This window comes from Shewanella sp. VK101 (genome assembly GCF_056497865.1).
In genome coordinates, this window is record NZ_CM151402.1 from 2,204,945 (window position 1) to 2,221,540 (window position 16,596).

Annotated in this window: 17 protein-coding genes; 7 read left to right on the forward strand and 10 right to left on the reverse strand. The window is 48.4% G+C overall.

Annotated elements, in window-relative coordinates; genetic code table 11:
* Positions 1-36: 36 nt before the first annotated feature.
* From ACSHSR_RS10050 to ACSHSR_RS10080, 7 genes are all read left to right on the forward strand, one after another.
* Positions 37-1,545 (forward strand): EAL domain-containing protein, encoded by a 1,509-nt coding sequence (locus ACSHSR_RS10050; protein WP_219013553.1) that lies wholly within the window; start codon positions 37-39, stop codon positions 1,543-1,545.
* Positions 1,545-3,413 carry a VRR-NUC domain-containing protein gene (locus ACSHSR_RS10055; protein ID WP_219013554.1) on the forward strand — a complete coding sequence of 623 codons (1,869 nt, stop codon included), beginning with the start codon at positions 1,545-1,547 and terminating at the stop codon, positions 3,411-3,413. The genes ACSHSR_RS10050 and ACSHSR_RS10055 overlap by 1 nt, the downstream gene beginning before the upstream one ends.
* Positions 3,414-3,578: 165 nt before the next feature.
* Positions 3,579-4,112 carry a PepSY-associated TM helix domain-containing protein gene (locus ACSHSR_RS10060; RefSeq protein ID WP_371873312.1) on the forward strand — a complete coding sequence of 178 codons (534 nt, stop codon included), beginning with the start codon at positions 3,579-3,581 and terminating at the stop codon, positions 4,110-4,112.
* Between the two features lie 70 nt (positions 4,113-4,182).
* On the forward strand, positions 4,183-4,716 hold the full coding sequence (locus ACSHSR_RS10065; protein ID WP_025010275.1) for a DUF2271 domain-containing protein: 534 nt from the start codon (positions 4,183-4,185) through the stop codon (positions 4,714-4,716).
* A gap of 3 nt (positions 4,717-4,719) precedes the next feature.
* Entirely contained in the window at positions 4,720-5,544 is an 825-nt protein-coding gene (locus tag ACSHSR_RS10070) for a DUF4198 domain-containing protein (protein WP_232785993.1), read from the forward strand.
* A gap of 192 nt (positions 5,545-5,736) precedes the next feature.
* Entirely contained in the window at positions 5,737-6,810 is a 1,074-nt protein-coding gene (locus ACSHSR_RS10075; RefSeq protein WP_219013555.1) for a hypothetical protein, read from the forward strand.
* A gap of 189 nt (positions 6,811-6,999) precedes the next feature.
* Positions 7,000-7,311 carry a hypothetical protein gene (locus ACSHSR_RS10080; RefSeq protein WP_025887295.1) on the forward strand — a complete coding sequence of 104 codons (312 nt, stop codon included), beginning with the start codon at positions 7,000-7,002 and terminating at the stop codon, positions 7,309-7,311.
* Positions 7,312-7,431: 120 nt separating this feature from the next.
* On the opposite strand, the gene ACSHSR_RS10085 is transcribed toward ACSHSR_RS10080, so the two are convergent.
* The 10 genes from ACSHSR_RS10085 to hypB form a co-directional block, all read right to left on the reverse strand.
* Positions 7,432-7,764 carry a hypothetical protein gene (locus tag ACSHSR_RS10085; protein ID WP_479631465.1) on the reverse strand — a complete coding sequence of 111 codons (333 nt, stop codon included), beginning with the start codon at positions 7,762-7,764 and terminating at the stop codon, positions 7,432-7,434.
* 221 nt (positions 7,765-7,985) lie between these two features.
* On the reverse strand, positions 7,986-8,837 hold the full coding sequence (locus ACSHSR_RS10090; protein WP_144131088.1) for a hypothetical protein: 852 nt from the start codon (positions 8,835-8,837) through the stop codon (positions 7,986-7,988).
* Positions 8,838-9,138: 301 nt separating this feature from the next.
* Positions 9,139-10,152 (reverse strand): suppressor of fused domain protein, encoded by a 1,014-nt coding sequence (locus tag ACSHSR_RS10095; RefSeq protein ID WP_479631466.1) that lies wholly within the window; start codon positions 10,150-10,152, stop codon positions 9,139-9,141.
* Between the two features lie 390 nt (positions 10,153-10,542).
* Complete coding sequence (locus ACSHSR_RS10100; protein WP_044734545.1) at positions 10,543-10,986, reverse strand: DUF2000 domain-containing protein; 444 nt, start codon at positions 10,984-10,986, stop codon at positions 10,543-10,545.
* Positions 10,983-11,537 (reverse strand): SF0329 family protein, encoded by a 555-nt coding sequence (locus ACSHSR_RS10105; protein ID WP_025887308.1) that lies wholly within the window; start codon positions 11,535-11,537, stop codon positions 10,983-10,985. Before ACSHSR_RS10105 ends, ACSHSR_RS10100 begins: the two co-directional genes overlap by 4 nt.
* Positions 11,538-12,987: 1,450 nt before the next feature.
* A complete protein-coding gene (hypA, locus tag ACSHSR_RS10110; protein WP_025887310.1) occupies positions 12,988-13,335 on the reverse strand; it encodes a hydrogenase/urease nickel incorporation protein HypA in 348 nt (115 codons plus the stop codon).
* Positions 13,335-14,339, reverse strand: a complete 1,005-nt coding sequence (hypE, locus tag ACSHSR_RS10115) for a hydrogenase expression/formation protein HypE (protein WP_107352072.1) — start codon at positions 14,337-14,339, stop codon at positions 13,335-13,337. The genes hypA and hypE overlap by 1 nt, the downstream gene beginning before the upstream one ends.
* Positions 14,339-15,463, reverse strand: a complete 1,125-nt coding sequence (gene hypD / locus ACSHSR_RS10120) for a hydrogenase formation protein HypD (protein WP_025887312.1) — start codon at positions 15,461-15,463, stop codon at positions 14,339-14,341. The genes hypE and hypD overlap by 1 nt, the downstream gene beginning before the upstream one ends.
* Positions 15,450-15,698, reverse strand: a complete 249-nt coding sequence (locus ACSHSR_RS10125) for a HypC/HybG/HupF family hydrogenase formation chaperone (protein ID WP_025010286.1) — start codon at positions 15,696-15,698, stop codon at positions 15,450-15,452. Before ACSHSR_RS10125 ends, hypD begins: the two co-directional genes overlap by 14 nt.
* A complete protein-coding gene (hypB, locus tag ACSHSR_RS10130; RefSeq protein ID WP_025887314.1) occupies positions 15,698-16,567 on the reverse strand; it encodes a hydrogenase nickel incorporation protein HypB in 870 nt (289 codons plus the stop codon). The genes ACSHSR_RS10125 and hypB overlap by 1 nt, the downstream gene beginning before the upstream one ends.
* Positions 16,568-16,596: the final 29 nt, after the last annotated feature.

A 16,596-nucleotide genomic window follows, 5' to 3' on the forward strand; every position in this document is an offset into this window, starting at 1 on the left:
GTATAAGGGAAGTGACATTCTACAAGGACGATAATCATGAAGGCTGTATCCGAGAACAAACGGGTTTTGCTGCTGTTGCTGTTACCTATTGTTCTCTTGCTGTTGTCATCGGAGTTATTGCTAAGGCCAGTGACCTCAGTAATAGTCAAAAATCAGTTCAAACTCATGGAAGAGTATCTTAGCCAGAGACAGCGTTCCATCAATGACATTATTCTCCATCAAGTACCTGAGTTTCATTTTGATTGTGGCCCGCAAGACGCAAAATTATTGCGGGCACCTGAAAACTACAATCGCTATTTTCGGGTGATGGGGATAAAAACCAAAACCGGCATAGGCTGCAGTTCGCTTGGCTCGGATTTACTATTGCCGGATCTTCCCAATGACACCCCCATAGGGCAGGGCTTTGGCCTAACCACTACAGGTGCCATGCATGACACCGAGCAGGAACTCTTGGTTTATTTCAGAAGTAATGGCAATACCGCTTACTGGATTTTGGACAGCAGTTGGATCCGTGAAATTATCAATCTTCCCTGCCGCGATTGTTTTTACATAGAGTTTCTGCATCATGCTCCAGGCTCCGAAGGGCTGGTATTTGAGCGCGGCAATCCCTCGGTACCCAAAGAATCCCATGTGCATTTTCTCAGTGTGATGGACACGCAGCATCAGGTGGAGCAAAAACTCTGGTTTGGAAAGAAACTCGATGATTACGCCAGAGAAAAGATCTTGGTTTACGGTTTATCCTTGAGCATTTTGCTCGGAGTGCTGCTGGCCGGGGCTTATTGGCTTTATCTGAGTTACCACAGTTCGCTCAAGAGTATGCTCCAAAGGGGAATTGCCCGGCAGGAGTTTATCCCTTTCTATCAACCCATAGTCGATATTAATCAGGGCAAAATTGTCGGTTATGAAGTCCTGGTGCGCTGGAAGAAGGGCAAGGAGTTTATCCCCCCGGCCGCCTTTGTAGAGCATGCCGAAGCCTGTGGCCTGATCATTCCCATTACCGAATCTTTGCTGCAGCAGGTACTGCAACAACTGCCGGAGCTTGAGAGCGGCACTTGGGTAAGTATCAACCTGGTGGCAGAACATCTGGAGCAGGCTCATGTCAGTCGTGTGCTGCAACAGCATAATTGGCCGGAGCCGGACAGACTTAAATTTGAGATCACCGAACGCTTGCCCATTGCAGACATTGACGCCGCCAAGCAGGAAATCGCCAAGCTGACAGAGAGGGGATACAGCTTTAAAATTGATGACTTCGGCACCGGATATGGCGGCTTTAAGTATATTCAAGCCTTGGGGATCGACAGCATCAAGATAGATAAGATGTTTACCGATACCATAGGCACCAATGATCTCAAGCGTGGTGTGCTGGATGCCATTATCGCCTTTGGTATGGAGTCAGAGCTTGAGATGATAGTCGAAGGCGTGGAGACCGCAGAGCAGGTGGAGTACCTCAAAAAGCGCGGTATATTCCTGCTGCAGGGATACTATTTCGCCCGCCCCATGCCGGTTGAAGAACTGAAAACCGTGAAATCAGACGAAGTTCCCTAATGGCAGAAACCTTAGCGGCAAAAACCTTAGTGAAACCGGCCACTCTTGAACTTGCAAGCGATTATTACCTGAGCAATTTTGAACTCTTGCTGGAGGGTAGCCGCCGCTATCAGGATATTTTGCCAAGCGAGCTTGCCAGGTTACGCGCGGCGTACCTTGCCTGCACCAAGCCTTCGCGGATGTTGCTGGTGCGTCTCTTGTCCCGCAAGGGCGAGTGGTTTCGCACCGATAAGCTTAACTACCCGGAAATAGGGGGCCTGGAGCCAGCGATAAAGGGGCTTGAGCAAGCGGAGCTCATTAGCACTTCATCATTGCCAAATACTGAAACATGGCTCAAAGGGGTTACCCTCACAGAGCTGCGCCGGGCGCTTCTCAAACTGCAACAGAGTCGAGCCTCGGAGGGCGAGAATAGTCTTGGGGGGCTGGTCGATATTGCGCTGCATCTAGGTAAAAGCATAAATGGTGCCTCAAAGGAGACGCTGAAACGTACCATGCTGGCGCTCGGGCCCCAAGACTCACAGTTATTGATTGGCGAACTGAACTCTGAGCTGGGCATAGAATGGCTTGAGCTTAAATGCCAGCGGCTTCTCGATGGCCTATTGCTGCTCTATTTTGGCAACCGTTATCAGGATCTGAGCCAGTTTGTGCTCAGCGATCTGGGCTTACAGCGCTTTGAAGTCACTGTGCTGGACAAGGCCCACCGCGCCTATGACAGCCCAGAGCAGCTTAACGCCGCGTTGGCATTTGGCCATATGAGTCAGCAGATAGAAGAGGCGATACTAGCCAAACAGCCGCTGGATATTCCATTGCTGCTTGAACAGCTTAATGCCATTTCAGCGATGCCCGAGGCTAACCCCTTACTCGAGCGGCGCCGGCAAAAACTACTGACGCTGATAGGCCGCGAAGCCGAAAGGCAAGGGCAAACTACTCTTGCCATCAGTGTCTATTCGCAGTGTGAACATTGGCTAGCAAGGGAACGCCTGTGCCGCTGCCTGGAAAAACAGGCTCAGTGGCGGGCTCTGACTCATGCGCTGCTGCACCTTTGCGACCTTGCCGGTAATGAGAGTCAGTGGCAAATCATAGAACGTATTGGCAAACGCCTGCTTAAAAAATTGCCAAATGGCAAAGACAGCAAGTTTGCCTCACCATCAGGCCATAGTGAAGCGCCTGATTCCTTGGCGCTTGATTCTTTGATGTTAAGGCTGCAAGTGCTGAATGAAAATGTACCGGGTAGACTGAGTGTGCCGCCAGCGATAGCTCTGCAACTCACACCCAATGGTGAACGAGTTGAATTGCGTGTCGCTGCGCACTTTGAAGCGCTCGGTTACCGGGCGTTTTTTCTCGAGAATGCCTTGCTTTGTGGCCTCTTTGGACTCGCCTTTTGGGACATTATTTTTGCCCCCGTTAAGGCGGTATTCGATAATCCATTTCAGCGCAGCCCACGGGATATGTTCACCGAGGAGTTTGTTAGTCGGCGTCAAGAGGCCATCACGGCGCGTCTTGATGAAATCGCTCGGGAGCCTGGCGCTGTTATTTGGCGCCATTTTCAGCAAAAGCAAGGACTGGCAAATGATTGGGTTTACTGGGAAAACCTGCCGCAACAGGCGCTGGAACTGACGCTGGCGGCACTTTCCGGCGCCAGGCTCGCTCAGGTATTTGAACGTATGCTTGGCGATCTCAAGCATTACCGCAGTGGCCATCCGGATCTTGTGTTATTTGACGCCGAAGGGCGCATTAGTTGGCTTGAAGTGAAAGGCCCGGGCGATAAGCTGGCCGATCATCAAATATACTGGCTCAACTTCCTCAGTGACTTGGGAGAGGCACGGGTTTGCTATGTCGACTGGGCAACAGCCGGCGAGTGTAAATAAGGTAAATAGCATTAAGGCAAGAATGATTGTTATTTAGTATTGGCCAATAACAGTCAATTAACAGGCAGCCCACTGGCGGCCTGCGCTATGTGGAAACCTTAATTGAAGTTCAGAGTCAGCAAGTCATCGCTCCATTTCGCCCGCGTCGTTCATATCTATGTTTCCATGGCACTGCTGCTGTTGATGCTGTTCTTTGCCTTTACCGGTATTACTCTCAATCATCCGGATTGGTTTATCCGCCAGGGCGGAGAAAGCCTGGCATCGGAAGAAGCCCTGCCGGGATTTTTGTTGCCGGTGAATAGTGAAGACCCGGATTGGCGCGAAGCCACTGCGCATTGGCTCAGTAGCCACTGGGGAGTGGATGGTCACAGTGCCGAGTTCAGTGAAGATGAAGTGGCGCTGGTGCACAAGGGGCCGGGGCGCTATCAGAGCATTACCCTGGATCTGCTGGACGGGAAAGCCTATGTCGAGCAGATAGATTATGGTCTTATCGCAGTACTCAATGATCTGCATAAGGGGCGTAACAGTGGCACCCTGTGGGTCTGGATGCTGGATCTTTGTTCAATTCTCATCATCCTGTTTTCCCTGACCGGTGCTTTCCTGCTGTTGCCTCAGAGCCGTAGATTGAAAAAATCCTTACTGGCCATGGTCGGTGTCAGCAGTGCCTGTGCCCTTATCTATCTGCTGTTTGTTCCCTGAGTTCAAAGTGACAGACGGAAAAGCATGAACTAGTACCCCCTACCTTTGGTGTGTTGTGAATGGAGAATGTATGAGTGGCAAACCTTTGAAAACCAGATTGTCTCTGTCCTTGGCGGTATTACTGAGTAGCAGCTTAACCCTGGGACAGGCCCAAGCCGATTCGCTGGAGATTAATCTGACACTGCCGGAAATCACCACGGGCCAATACCACAGGCCTTACACAGCCGTGTGGGTGGAGGATGCCAAAGGGCAGAGCGTGCGAACTTTGAGCCTTTGGGTCATGCAGGAAGGCGAGGGGTACAAGTGGCTGAAAGACATTCGTCGCTGGTGGCGCAAGGCCGGGCGGGATGACATGAACTTTGTCGATGCCATTGCGTCGGCAACACGGCCTGCGGGCAAGTATCCCATCAGCTGGGACCTCAAAGATGACCAAGGGGGCCAGGTTGCCAACGGTAAATATACCTTGCTGGTGGAGGTGGTACGTGAGCACGGTGGCCGGGATTTGGTACGACACAAATTTCAGCTCGACGGCAAGCCTTTCAAAGCTGAAATAGCGCCCACCATAGAAACCGGCACGATTAGCCTTCAATACCTAGTGGAGTAAAAGATGATGAAAACAAGCAAACTCTTGTTGGCCCTGGGGGCCTGTCTGTTGGCACAAACGGCGCAGGCCCATGACAGATTTATACTGCCCAGCCAGTTCAATGTCTCTGCCGATCCCGGCAAAGGTGTGTGGATCACTTCAGATGTCAGCGCCAGTAACGAAGTCTTCCTGTTTGATAAACCTTTTGGATCTGAAGATGTGCAAATCATCACGCCGTCCGGCACCAAGGAGCGACCATCCTCAAGCTACCGCGGCAGCCGTAAGTCTGTGTTTGACTATCGCCTGACCGAAGACGGTACCTACAGATTCGAGAAAGAGACCCAGCCAAGATATATGTCGCGCTATAAGCTCAAGGGCCAGCAAGACAGCGTCCGTAGCCGTACTGACAAGCAAACCACCAAGGCGATGATGCCCAAAGGGGCGTACGATCTCGAAGGGGCGCTGTATTTCTCACGGGTCGAGTCCTATGTCACTCTCAACAAGCCAAGTGACAAGGCTTTTGAAGTAAAAGGGGAATATCTGGAACTCAAACCCTTGACCCATCCGGCTGACATAGTCGAGCAGGAACCCACTGAGCTGCAATTCTATTTCCAGGGTAAGGTGATTGCCGGTGTGGAAGTTGCGATTGTGAAAGAAGGCACGCTTTACCGTAACCAGAAACAGGAATTGACGCTGACCTCAGACAAAGAAGGCAAGGTGAGTTTTGAACTGCCCAGGGCCGGCCGCTATATGTTGCATGCATCATTCGAGCAACCTAACGCCGACACTCGTCTTGCGGATAAGACAGTCAGTGAAATTTTCCTCACTTTCGAGGCCGGTCTGCAATAACCTAAATAGTCCGAAGCAGGCACTTTCAAGGCCTATCACTTTGTGAGTGCCTGTCAGCATGGGGAGTTAAGCCCAAGCGTGCGCAGCTTGCCCAGGTTCGCATTTTGCTTGAATGCCAGGTGCAAGCCATTGCTTTTCATCGAATCATCCCCTAGGCTGCCAGCTTTCGATCATCAGGATAAGGAAACAGGGATGGCAGTCAAAACCTTTGTTTATGCTTCTGCGTTGTTAATGGCCAGCACCTGCGCCTATGCCAGTCAAGGTGGCATGACCAAGCAAGAAAGCAGGCTTATGGCAGGTGTATGGCAGGGCACTTTGGGAAAGACGCAGATCCGCGCCTGCATTAACGAATATGGCGATTCAGGTAGCTATTATTATTTGAAATACTTGACGCCTATCAGCCTGGAATTCAAAGACAACCATTTCCAGGAGCAAGATGACAGCGGTCGTTGGCGACTCTCTCTTCAAGATGATCAGTTACAGGGTACTTGGTATCTGGCGCAAAGGGATAAAACCTTACCTATCAGCCTCAGCCGAGTCACTGCCGCCGATGGCGCAACAGACTGCAGCAGCGAAGCCTATAATCAGGCCTTGGAAACCCGGCCCCAAATAAAGCGCGGTGCCTGGCAAAGTTTCAACAACGCCTTGGAATTTCGTGAGCTTACCTACGGTGGTGAGATGGGGCTTGAACTTCGGGGCGCGCAAGCCGGGCTGAATAAAATCAATCATTGGCTTAAACAACGCCTTACCAGCGTTGAGTTGCTTGAACTCTATTACGAAACTCGCAGAGACTTTCTCGGGCGCATGGGCACAGCTTTCAGCGACGAAACCGGTGTAGAGCTGAGTTTTGCTAACGACACCTGGCTCAGTGTCAGATTCTACCGTTGGGCCGCAGGGCATGGCGCCAGCGGAATATCGATTAACTATACCAATTTTGATCTTAATACAGGTGAGCGTTTTCACCCTTGGCAATGGTTTTACGATACTGACCCCGATAAGCAGACACATCAGTTGCCATCTGGGCTGCAGGCCAAATGGTTCCCAACTGGTGAACAAGAGGAAGATCCCGAGTTCGATTGTGGTAGTACAGAATATGGTGCAAAGGGCAATTACCACTTAACTCTGGAAACCCAGGATGGGCTGGATGGGCTCAGATTCTGGGAATATCCTCGCGGTAACGGCTGCGAAAATGAATTCTTTTTACCTTTGAGTGACGTGGCGCCTTATCTCAATCAAACTGGTCGCCAGCAACTGGGATTGAAGTAACTGCGTGAGTCAACGCATAATTTCTCTGATGTTTTTTCAGGTATTGTTCAGATCAGCTTTTCCATAGGCGGGTAAACTGTGCTGAGGTTTAACGTCGTCACTCACCTTGACTCTCACCATAGGGATAGATAAAAAATAGTAAAGGTTTACAGGTAGGGAAGCCATTTCATCGAAAACAAGGAGAGTGTGATGCAAGGATTAAAGGGATTTTTATTATCTTCTCTGTTGGCATTGCTGGTGGGTTGCAGTTGGGCTGCCTTGGCGGGCATTGTTGGATTACTCCTGTTGCCTTCCATGTTTCCATCCAAGGGTTGGTTGGATCTGACCTATATGGTGGTGGGGACTATTTTAATGCTACAAGCACTGATAGCCGGTTGCTGGGCAGGTTGGCTGAGGGGGAGTGGTGTACTGATTAGGCACACTCTTGCCAAAGATTCGTTCTGGAAAACCAATCTATTTAGTGCCGGAGCGATATTATTGTTGTTCCTGGTGTTGCATTAGAAGAGGTTAGAATCTCAGCAGCAATAGGTTGGCTTGATAGGATAGCTGGTAAGCACAACCTTTGACTTGATTTATCTTTATTAACTTACCGTTACGGCCAAAGAAACCCTGAAGGCAGGGTTATTGCCAGACGCAAGTATCGTCCAACTGGGATTCAGGGTCCATGTTGAATTCATAAACCTTATTTTTATTTTTCGGTTTATATTCAAAACGGTAAAAATTTGCCCCTTGAACAACAATGGTATAGTTTCCAGATGTTATTCCATCGATCTTTTCCAGGTATTTATAGGTATATTCATAGGGTCTCCCTTCGGTGATTTCTATGCCTTCAAGACTCGTTTGCTCAAGCTTGATGACATCTGAGCCATTTTTATACCAAACCAGGGACTCTTTACTCTCTTCATCGCTAAAGGAAAAAGCCAAGTATATTGGATGGGCTTCATCTTGAGACACGAAGCAATACCAATCAGCGGCATGTGCTTTGGTACAGGGAGTCGATATAAGGAGCATAAAAGGAACTAGCAGCTTCAGATCTTTAGGGAGGCCATTGCACTTGCTCGCTGGAGCTCTATACTTGTTGTTCATGTTGAGTTCGTTTCCAAGATGGATCTAATTGAGCCAAATAAACAATTGCTCTCTGCTTACTGATATGAACGCGCCTCTTTGACAATTGTCTAATGAGAAAATATTTGCGCCGCAGCCGGCATGTTCAAATCGATGAATATAGCTTGCATCTGCTCAAAATCTATATCCAGGTTACTGTTTTTTATATCATCAAGAGCTGCAAGGTAGAGGCTTTCATAGTCTTCATCTTCCAGGTAGTTTTCAGAGATATATTCCCAATACTCTTGATCATAAAGAATTGCTATATCAAAATCATCAGTGTAGAAGTATTTAGCTGCAGGAGGAACATTTTCGAAGCACTCTTGATATAACCAATCATGGTCGGACGTTCCTGGTAGCTTGCAATTTACATTCAACATTTCTAGCAGGTACTTTATCAAGTAAATTTGAGTTGCATCTGTGCTGGATTCACCAAAATAATCTGAGTTTATGATCTGATCTAGCGCTTGCTCCAAGATCTCATCAGTTACATTAAAATGCTGAGTGATAAATTCTAGATACTCTTTCTGATTATTTCGGCAGCCCATAAGTAGGAATATGTTGTGATCTAGTGGAAATTTATTCTCAACGAGTTTTTTGAAAACATAAAAACTGTTCTCATACTGTGTTATTGTGAGTATCCCTTCAGGGAAATCAACTTTGAGCTGTTCAGGGGGGAAATGATTCAGGAATGCTCCAATGCAGTCTTCCTTTAAATAATGTTCTATATCACTCATCAATAGTTGAAGAAAGATAACCTTCTTTTCTTCATTGTTTTTAAACGGGTAGTTGTTTAGTAAATGCTCAAAGTCAGCTGGTATTTGCGTGGAAATAACATCGTACCACATGTCATCATAGCTATAGCACTTTAATTTATCAGCTTCTTTATTTCTTATAGCGTTAATTAATTGTTCGTTATTCATGGTTTTTATTTATGAGATATGGATAGTGAAATATAGCAGCGTCTTTAACTTGGCAACTATTGGTGGCAATGCTAAATTATTCTAACTTTGGATTTCAATGATACAGTCATCTGTGCTTCTGCAAGCGCCTCGGGGCTCAAGGCTCAAGCTTCATTCGCAGTAGGTACACTGACAACAAGCACAGGCTGTTAATAAGGTGTCCTCAATGTATCTCAATGAGAACACCTTAATTACTTTCAGTGCGGGTAGCTGGGCTGTTAACCGACTTGTGTCAAGAGTCAAATAAAGCCAGAGCTACCTATTACCACACTTCAATTCTAGTTGATATCCCGGCTTCGCCATCAGCTACAATGTCGATACTTTCCGGTATAAAACTATCTGCTTGATAATTCGGTGAGGCCGAGTAGTTACTTATGTTTCCTTGCTGGGCCAGCTCCATGACCTGTTGATCGAACACTTTTTTGCTCAGTGAGGCCGTCTTTGGTAGATAGACCACATTCATTGGATCGTCCTGACCACCAAACTTCAATGGGAAGAGATAGGTTTTTCGTAACATACCTTGAGCTGCGAGCTCTTCTGCCTGTTCTCGATTGTCGATGTCCGAGTAGTTAATGGAAGCGGGATTTAACACCGAAGGTCTGTTAATGACACTGACTTGCTTATCGTTCGATGCAAGGAGTTTGGCTAACAGCTTGTCTCGACCGTTTTTCATTGACCAGGCCATCTCATCGTCAGTAATCACAGTCGCTATCAGTAGTTGGCCTTCACCATTAGGTAATGTGAAGCTACCTGGCAGCGGACTGTGTGCCTGGGTAATAAGTACATTGACGTAATCGCCGTCTCCCACCACAACATCTTCAATAGTTAGGCCGTTGTACTTTTTGACTATTCCCAAAAGGTCTGCATCGTTAAGCATTTCCGCATTGACGGCCCATTGCAACAAACCTAGTGGCCAATCTGCCTCACCTTGGGTAAGTACTATAATTTCGTATCCATAACCCGGCCGCTCAGGATAGACAGGAACTGTTTCTTTCTTTGTCAGAGTCAGCTCAATGTTACCATCTGTTTGATTAATGTTTTGGGGCAAGTACTGGGTTGGCATATCCGGATTGGTTAAACCAAAAGTGGTGTAAAGCCATAGGTCGTCACCCAATTCGCTGGCTTTAGACTTAAACAAGCCACCACCTGGCCATACACCTGTCATATGACCCAGTTTAAGGATTTCATCTGGGAACAGGCCAAATTTCTTTTCGAATACAGCCGTTCTAGCATCATATACGTTATCCCATAATATCTCTTGGTTTACTTCTGTCACTATATTACTTCCTTTTAATAAATTTGGACTTGATTCGCTATCGAAAATATCAGTCCAAAAAATGTATCTTATTATCTTTTACTATTAGATTTTCAAATGGTTGTTTATATCTAACCTGCCATCTGAATTTGAACATCGATTTGCAATCGATTACTATCCAAAATGGTTCAATCGGGTTGTGGGGGGTGAAGGTTCATCTCTTAGATGCAATACTAAACTTAGCAGAAATATATTGCTTTTTGTTTTCAATGCTCTCGCTTGCGGCCTCATATAGGGCAATCTAAACACAGTATTCCCGATGAAAGTTGCCCTCGTTGTCGGCTAATTCATTGATTTTATCTGCCTCAGAATCTGAAGATTGTAGTATAGCGCTCCGTATCTGCTGTCCTACTATTTGAATAAACTGAACTTACCGGTAAACTCTTTAAGCACAGTCGTATCGCCGAACATACAAATACCAAAGTATTCCAGATCTTGCTCGGATGTCTCAGCCGTTGCTTTTACCTGCTCGGCGGATGTTCCTACTATCATGGTGTTTGTAAAGTCAGTGAATGGGATATTTCGTTGCAGGAGTTCTTCACGGACTTTTCTGATCTTGTTCGAATTGTCAGCCTTAAGAACGATAAATGGATAATGGGATATTGATGGATGAATACCTTCTTCCTTATCCCGATATTGCAGAAAACAGAGTCTGTCTAAGTCATTTACTTCAGCGACCAGTCCGGCCGTCATATGACCCAGGGCATTGTACAGGCGCCCCATATCAACTTTCTTATTTAGTACGGCGACAAATCGTTTTGTGTTTTCATCTGGTAGAGAGGTGAAATCTATCATGGAATTTCCTGGTTTTTAAGGGCGGTATCTAGCTTGTTATCCGGAAATGGTTTTAAATATTGGGAAAGGTCATCTGCCTCTGCCTTTATACGAAAATCTGCAAAGTAAACAACCATTGGATGAGGGTCCTTTAGCATTTCATTGACCTTAGCCTTACCTAGTTTACGATGAAGAACACCTATGACACGTAATAGCGGATGTTCAGATTTAATACAATCATGAGCGGATAAGCTCAATGACTCGAAACATATAATTTTGAAGTCATAACTGCTGAACTCACCTGCTTCATATAAACTCCCCATAGTTCTTTCTAAGCCATCTACTGATTTATGTTTCAGGCAATCTGTTGGGGTTAACTCATGAAAATATGCCCCTTGTTCCGACCAAGACTCATAATCAGTAAGACTTATGCCTTGCTTGCCATCAATGACAACCCAACTTCGAGCAATTTCACCTTGTCGTCGATAAGAAGTTGTAAATATTTCAATTCTGCCTTTGATGGATTCAGCAAAATTTTCTTCAACTCGCTTTTTAAGTTTTGACCATTGCATAATTTCTACTTTTGGCAGTTGAAAGGTGTATACGCGCTTTAAATATATTGCTTGCTAATTCAGTAAATAACGGTTTTAAGGTGTCGACTATATACTCAAAACTTTCCTTAATAGCAATAAATATAATGATTCCCTATGAAAGCAAGTGTCGGTTGCCGTGTTTCTTACGGATGAATTGAGTCAGAGCCATACTATTTGTTGACCCAATAGGCGAACAATTATAGGAGGCCGACATGTCTAAAGCTAACACGCTTATTATTGGGTTGGACGTGCATAAGTAAATCAATGACGTGACTAGGGTTTTGACTAGTCTACCGAAGTTGTGCAACTACTACGGTACTTTGCTCACTAACACTCGAGCTTTCGGTAAATTAAATCATATCAACGCCCTGTTAAGGAGTAAGCAACGTAATACCGATACCGCCGCATTCCATCCTAATCACTAAAATCAACGCATAGTAGAAATGGCATGCTTGGCGAATCCAGCTTGAGCTTTGCTATACGATTTCACCCACTATGTAGCACTATGATATACCGAACAACTTATCTAGTCCGATAGGAAACGCCCACCCAATTATTGCGCCGATTATCTCACCAACCGTTAATCCCAATAGCTTCATAATATTGTACACATACGTATTCGATTCTCGGAGGAGTGTAAGTTTGCATTGTTACAGTTTGGCCAGAATCCTGACACTAAACGTACATGTACGATTTTAGGCCTAAAATATACTAATTATTTAACACATCTACCTTTATAGCTTTTAATTTGATACTACAGAAATGACGCGCAAAATCTATTTATTCGAATCTTGTAACTTATTTCCGTGCTTATCCATTTCGCATTTACATTTAGGGCATACCCAACCGCCCCATATAAGTTGTTGGAAGTTATCAGGAATTCTTATCGAAGGCATCTGAGTGCTACAATCAGGACAATTTACCTGATTAAGATTAACTAGTTTTTTTATTTTCATGTCTCCTCCATATTTAAACAAGTAGTACTCGGCCATGAAGCCGTTCACACGCTAGAATCACAGGCGAGGAATGAGTTTAATCGCGTAGATTAAGGGCGTCGCGTCTGCGCTTAAATAACTATCTGCTATAAAGTTTCCGCCATAGCTACCGCACGGGCACGAAACTGACTTCGTCCCTGAATTTGCCTGAAGGCGAAATGATGCCAGCCATCCCTGTATTGGCTGTTTTTATAACTAATTGAATTATCATTAGAATAACCAAGTTGGCTTGGCGAAACAAGCCGCAAGTGCAGCCATGGTTTAGAAATGAGACTCTAAAGGCTTTTACTGACGGTAAGACAGTAATGGGGAAGGAGTGATGAAAAGGCCAAAGATATATGGCCAAAGGCATTACCGAACGCGATAGCCTTTGGCCCTAAGTTTTACAGCGTGTAGCTCAACACAGATAGCGGCGCCGCTTTGCCTGGGCTGGATTAATCTGTGATTAACTCGAGTTGCATCAATAGCATATCTTCACCGTCTATGACCCGGGTATCCTGGCTGTGGCAGTGAGGGCAGATGACGGTACGTTCCTCTGGGGTACTTTGCTGCTGGCACTGATTGCAGGAGAGCGTCAGCGGCGCTATGTCGATATCGAGCACGGCATCGTGGCAGACGCTGTGCTCACGAAAGGTGTTGAAGGCGGTGCGAACCAACTCAGGCTCGACGCCACTCATGGCGCCTATCTTGATGGCGACCCGGGCAATGCCCTTGGCGCCGTGCTCGGCGGCGAGTTGCTGGCACTGCTCCATCAGGGCGCTGACGATAGAATACTCGTGCATCAACAGATCCTCGGCAACAGCTCGCCCTGTGGCAGATCCAAATAACGGCGACTGCCCCAGGCCGATTCAAGCACCACTTTACCAGGATGTTGTTCGCCTACTTCGCCTATGATGCAGGCCTGGTCGCAATGACCGAAGCGGCGCATGATTTCGACCGCGCCTTCGGCGAGTTCGCGGGGCAGGGCGATGACAAAGCTGCCTTCGTTGGCGAGATCCCAGGGCTCAAAACCGTAGAGTTCACAGACGCCGCGTACCTCATCACAGACGGGAATGGCGGTTTCTCTGAGGGTAATGCCCTTACTCGAGGCCTTGGCCCACTCGTTGAGCACGGCCGACAAGCCGCCGCGGGTGGCGTCACGCATGGCGTGGATCTCCAGATTGGCGGCGATCAGTTGCTCCACCACATTCCAGAGCACGGCGCAGTCGGAGCTGAGTTCAGACTCCAGCTCCAGCCCTTCACGGGCACTCAGGATGGCGGCGCCGTGACGCCCTATGTCCCGCGAAAGCAAGATGGCATCGCCACTTTTGAGCGCATGAGCCGAAATGCCCGGCTTGAGAATGCGGCCTACCCCCGAGGTATTGATGAAAATGCCGTCGGCGCAGCCTTTGGGCACTACCTTGGTATCGCCGCAGACGATGCGGGCTCCGCATTGAGACAGGGCATCGGCCATGCTGGCGACTATCTGTTTCAGGCGGCTGATTTCAAAGCCTTCTTCTATGATAAAACCGCAGCTTAAATATTGCGGCTCGGCGCCCATCATAGCTAAGTCGTTGACTGTGCCAGCAATGGCCAGCTTGCCGATGTCGCCGCCTTTGAAGAACAGTGGCGCCACGGTAAATGAGTCTGTGGTAAAGGCGCAATCGCCGCCAAGATGCAAACAGGCGGCGTCTTCTTCGCGTCTGAGAATGGGGTTGTCGAAGGCATCGAAAAACAGCTTGTTGATCAGCTCAGCCATTTCCCGGCCACCGCCGCCATGGCTCAGTTGTACTCGTTTATCGGACATCAGTTTACTCCGGCATATCTGTAATAGGCATTGCAGGCGCCTTCAGAGCTGACCATGCAACTGCCGAGCGGTGTTTGCGGGGTGCAGCCGCGGCCAAATACTTTGCAATCCTTGGGATTGGCCATGCCGCGCAGAATATCGCCGCATTGGCAGGCTTTGTGATCGTCTATCTGTTTCACCGGCAAGCGCTCGGCAAAGCGGCGTTCGGCATCCCTGTGACTGTATTCGGGTTTCAGCATCAGTGCCGAGTCGGCAATGGGGCCAAGGCCGCGCCAACGAAAACTGGGGCGTACCTTAAAGAACTGCTCTACCTTTTGCTGCGCCAATAGATTGCCCTGTTCGCTGACGGCGCGTTGATACTGGTTTTCCAGTTCACAGCGGCCGCTGACTTTCTGTTTGACCAGCGCGAGAATGGATTGCATGACATCCACTGGCTCGAAGCCCGAGACCACCACAGGGGTGTGATAACGTTCCACCGCCGGACGATAGATGCGGGCGCCGCTGATAACGCTGACGTGGGCCGGGCCGATAAAGGCGTTGACCTTGGTCTCGGGGTGGCTCATTACCGCATCTATTGCCGGTGGTACCAGCACATGGTTGATATGAAACAAGAGGTTACTAAGGCCCTTGGCTTCGGCTTGCTCCAGCAGTATCGCCGTCATCGGCGTGGAGGTTTCAAAGCCGATGGCAAAATAGACTATGGTCTTGTCCGGGTTTTCTGCGGCGATTTTCAGCGCATCGAGCGGGGCATAGACGGCGCGGATATCATGGCCTTCGGCGCGCACAGAGGCGAGTGAACCCTTGGAGCCGGGAACCCGGATCATATCGCCCAGGGTCACCAAGATCACATCATCGAGGCGGGCGAGGGCGGCGGCCTGATCTATCCGCTCCTTGGGCATGACACATACCGGGCAACCCGGGCCATGAATGAAATGGATATTTTCCGGCAGCAGCTGCAGCAGGCCATATTTCATTATGGTGTGGGTGTGGCCGCCGCAGACCTCCATGATATTGAGTGGCTCGGCCAGCTTGGGAGCCAGTGCGGTGATTTCCTCGGCCAGATTACGGATAGTGGCCGGGCAGCGAAAGCCGTCGTACAGTTGCCTGAGTTCAAGCTCTGCCATCTTCCGCCTCCAGTTTGGCCGCTATCTCACGGTACAGCGCCAGGCTCTCGGCGGCAGATTCGGCATCTATCTTGTTCATCACAAAGCCGATATGGATAAGCACATAGTCGCCAATGGCAAGCGGTTCATCCAATAGATGACAGCTCACAGTGCGTTTAACCCCCAGGGTTTCCACGGTAACGCTCTGACTTTCGGGGTGCAGCTCCACTACCTGGGATGGGATAGACAAACACATCAGCAAGCCTCCGAAGTGCGCTCGGTAAAGGCGGCGAGCTGCTTATCCAGCCACTGGGCGACCCGGGTCAAACTCGCGGGATCTTTGGTAGAGACTTCCAATACCTCGGCCTTGGGGTTGAGTTTACTCACCTGGGCGCGGGCCTCGGCGACATCAAAGTCAAAGTAGGGCAGCAGATCGCACTTGGTCAGCAGCACCAGATCGGCGCGGTGGAACATCACAGGATATTTTTCAATCTTGTCGTCGCCCTCGGGGATGGAAACCAGCACAATATTCATGTGGGTGCCGACATCATAACTGGCCGGGCACACCAGGTTGCCGACGTTCTCGACAAAGCAGATATCCATGTTGTCGAGCGCTTGCTGGTGCAGGGCACCGTGCACCATAAAGGCATCCAGGTGGCAGGCGCTGCCGGTTTGGATCTGAATCGCTTCTATGCCCTTGGCCTTGAGGCGGTCGGCATCCCGCGAGGTTTCCAGATCGCCTTCAATGACGCAGTACTTTTTGTCTGTATAGGCACCGAGATGTTCCAGCAGGCTGGTTTTGCCACTGCCGGGGCTACTCATGATATTGAAGGCCATCACCTTGTGGGATTCGAAGTGTTCACGGTTGTGCTGAGCTTCGATGTCGTTTTTGTCGAGGATCTTGTGGATCACCGACAGTGTCTTGCTGTCGTTCAGCTGTGGGTTGGTGTGTACTGTGCCATGGCTGTGAGAATGGCTATGAGAATGGCTGTGAGAGTGCTCATGGGAATGGTCATGAAAGTGATCGTGACCGTGATTGTGATCGTGTCCGTGAGAATGACCATGCTCGTGAGAATGATGCCCGCCGTTGCCCCTGGGCAGTGAACATCCGCAATCTTTACACATAATGAACTCCCTTTGGTTCCTTAATCTGA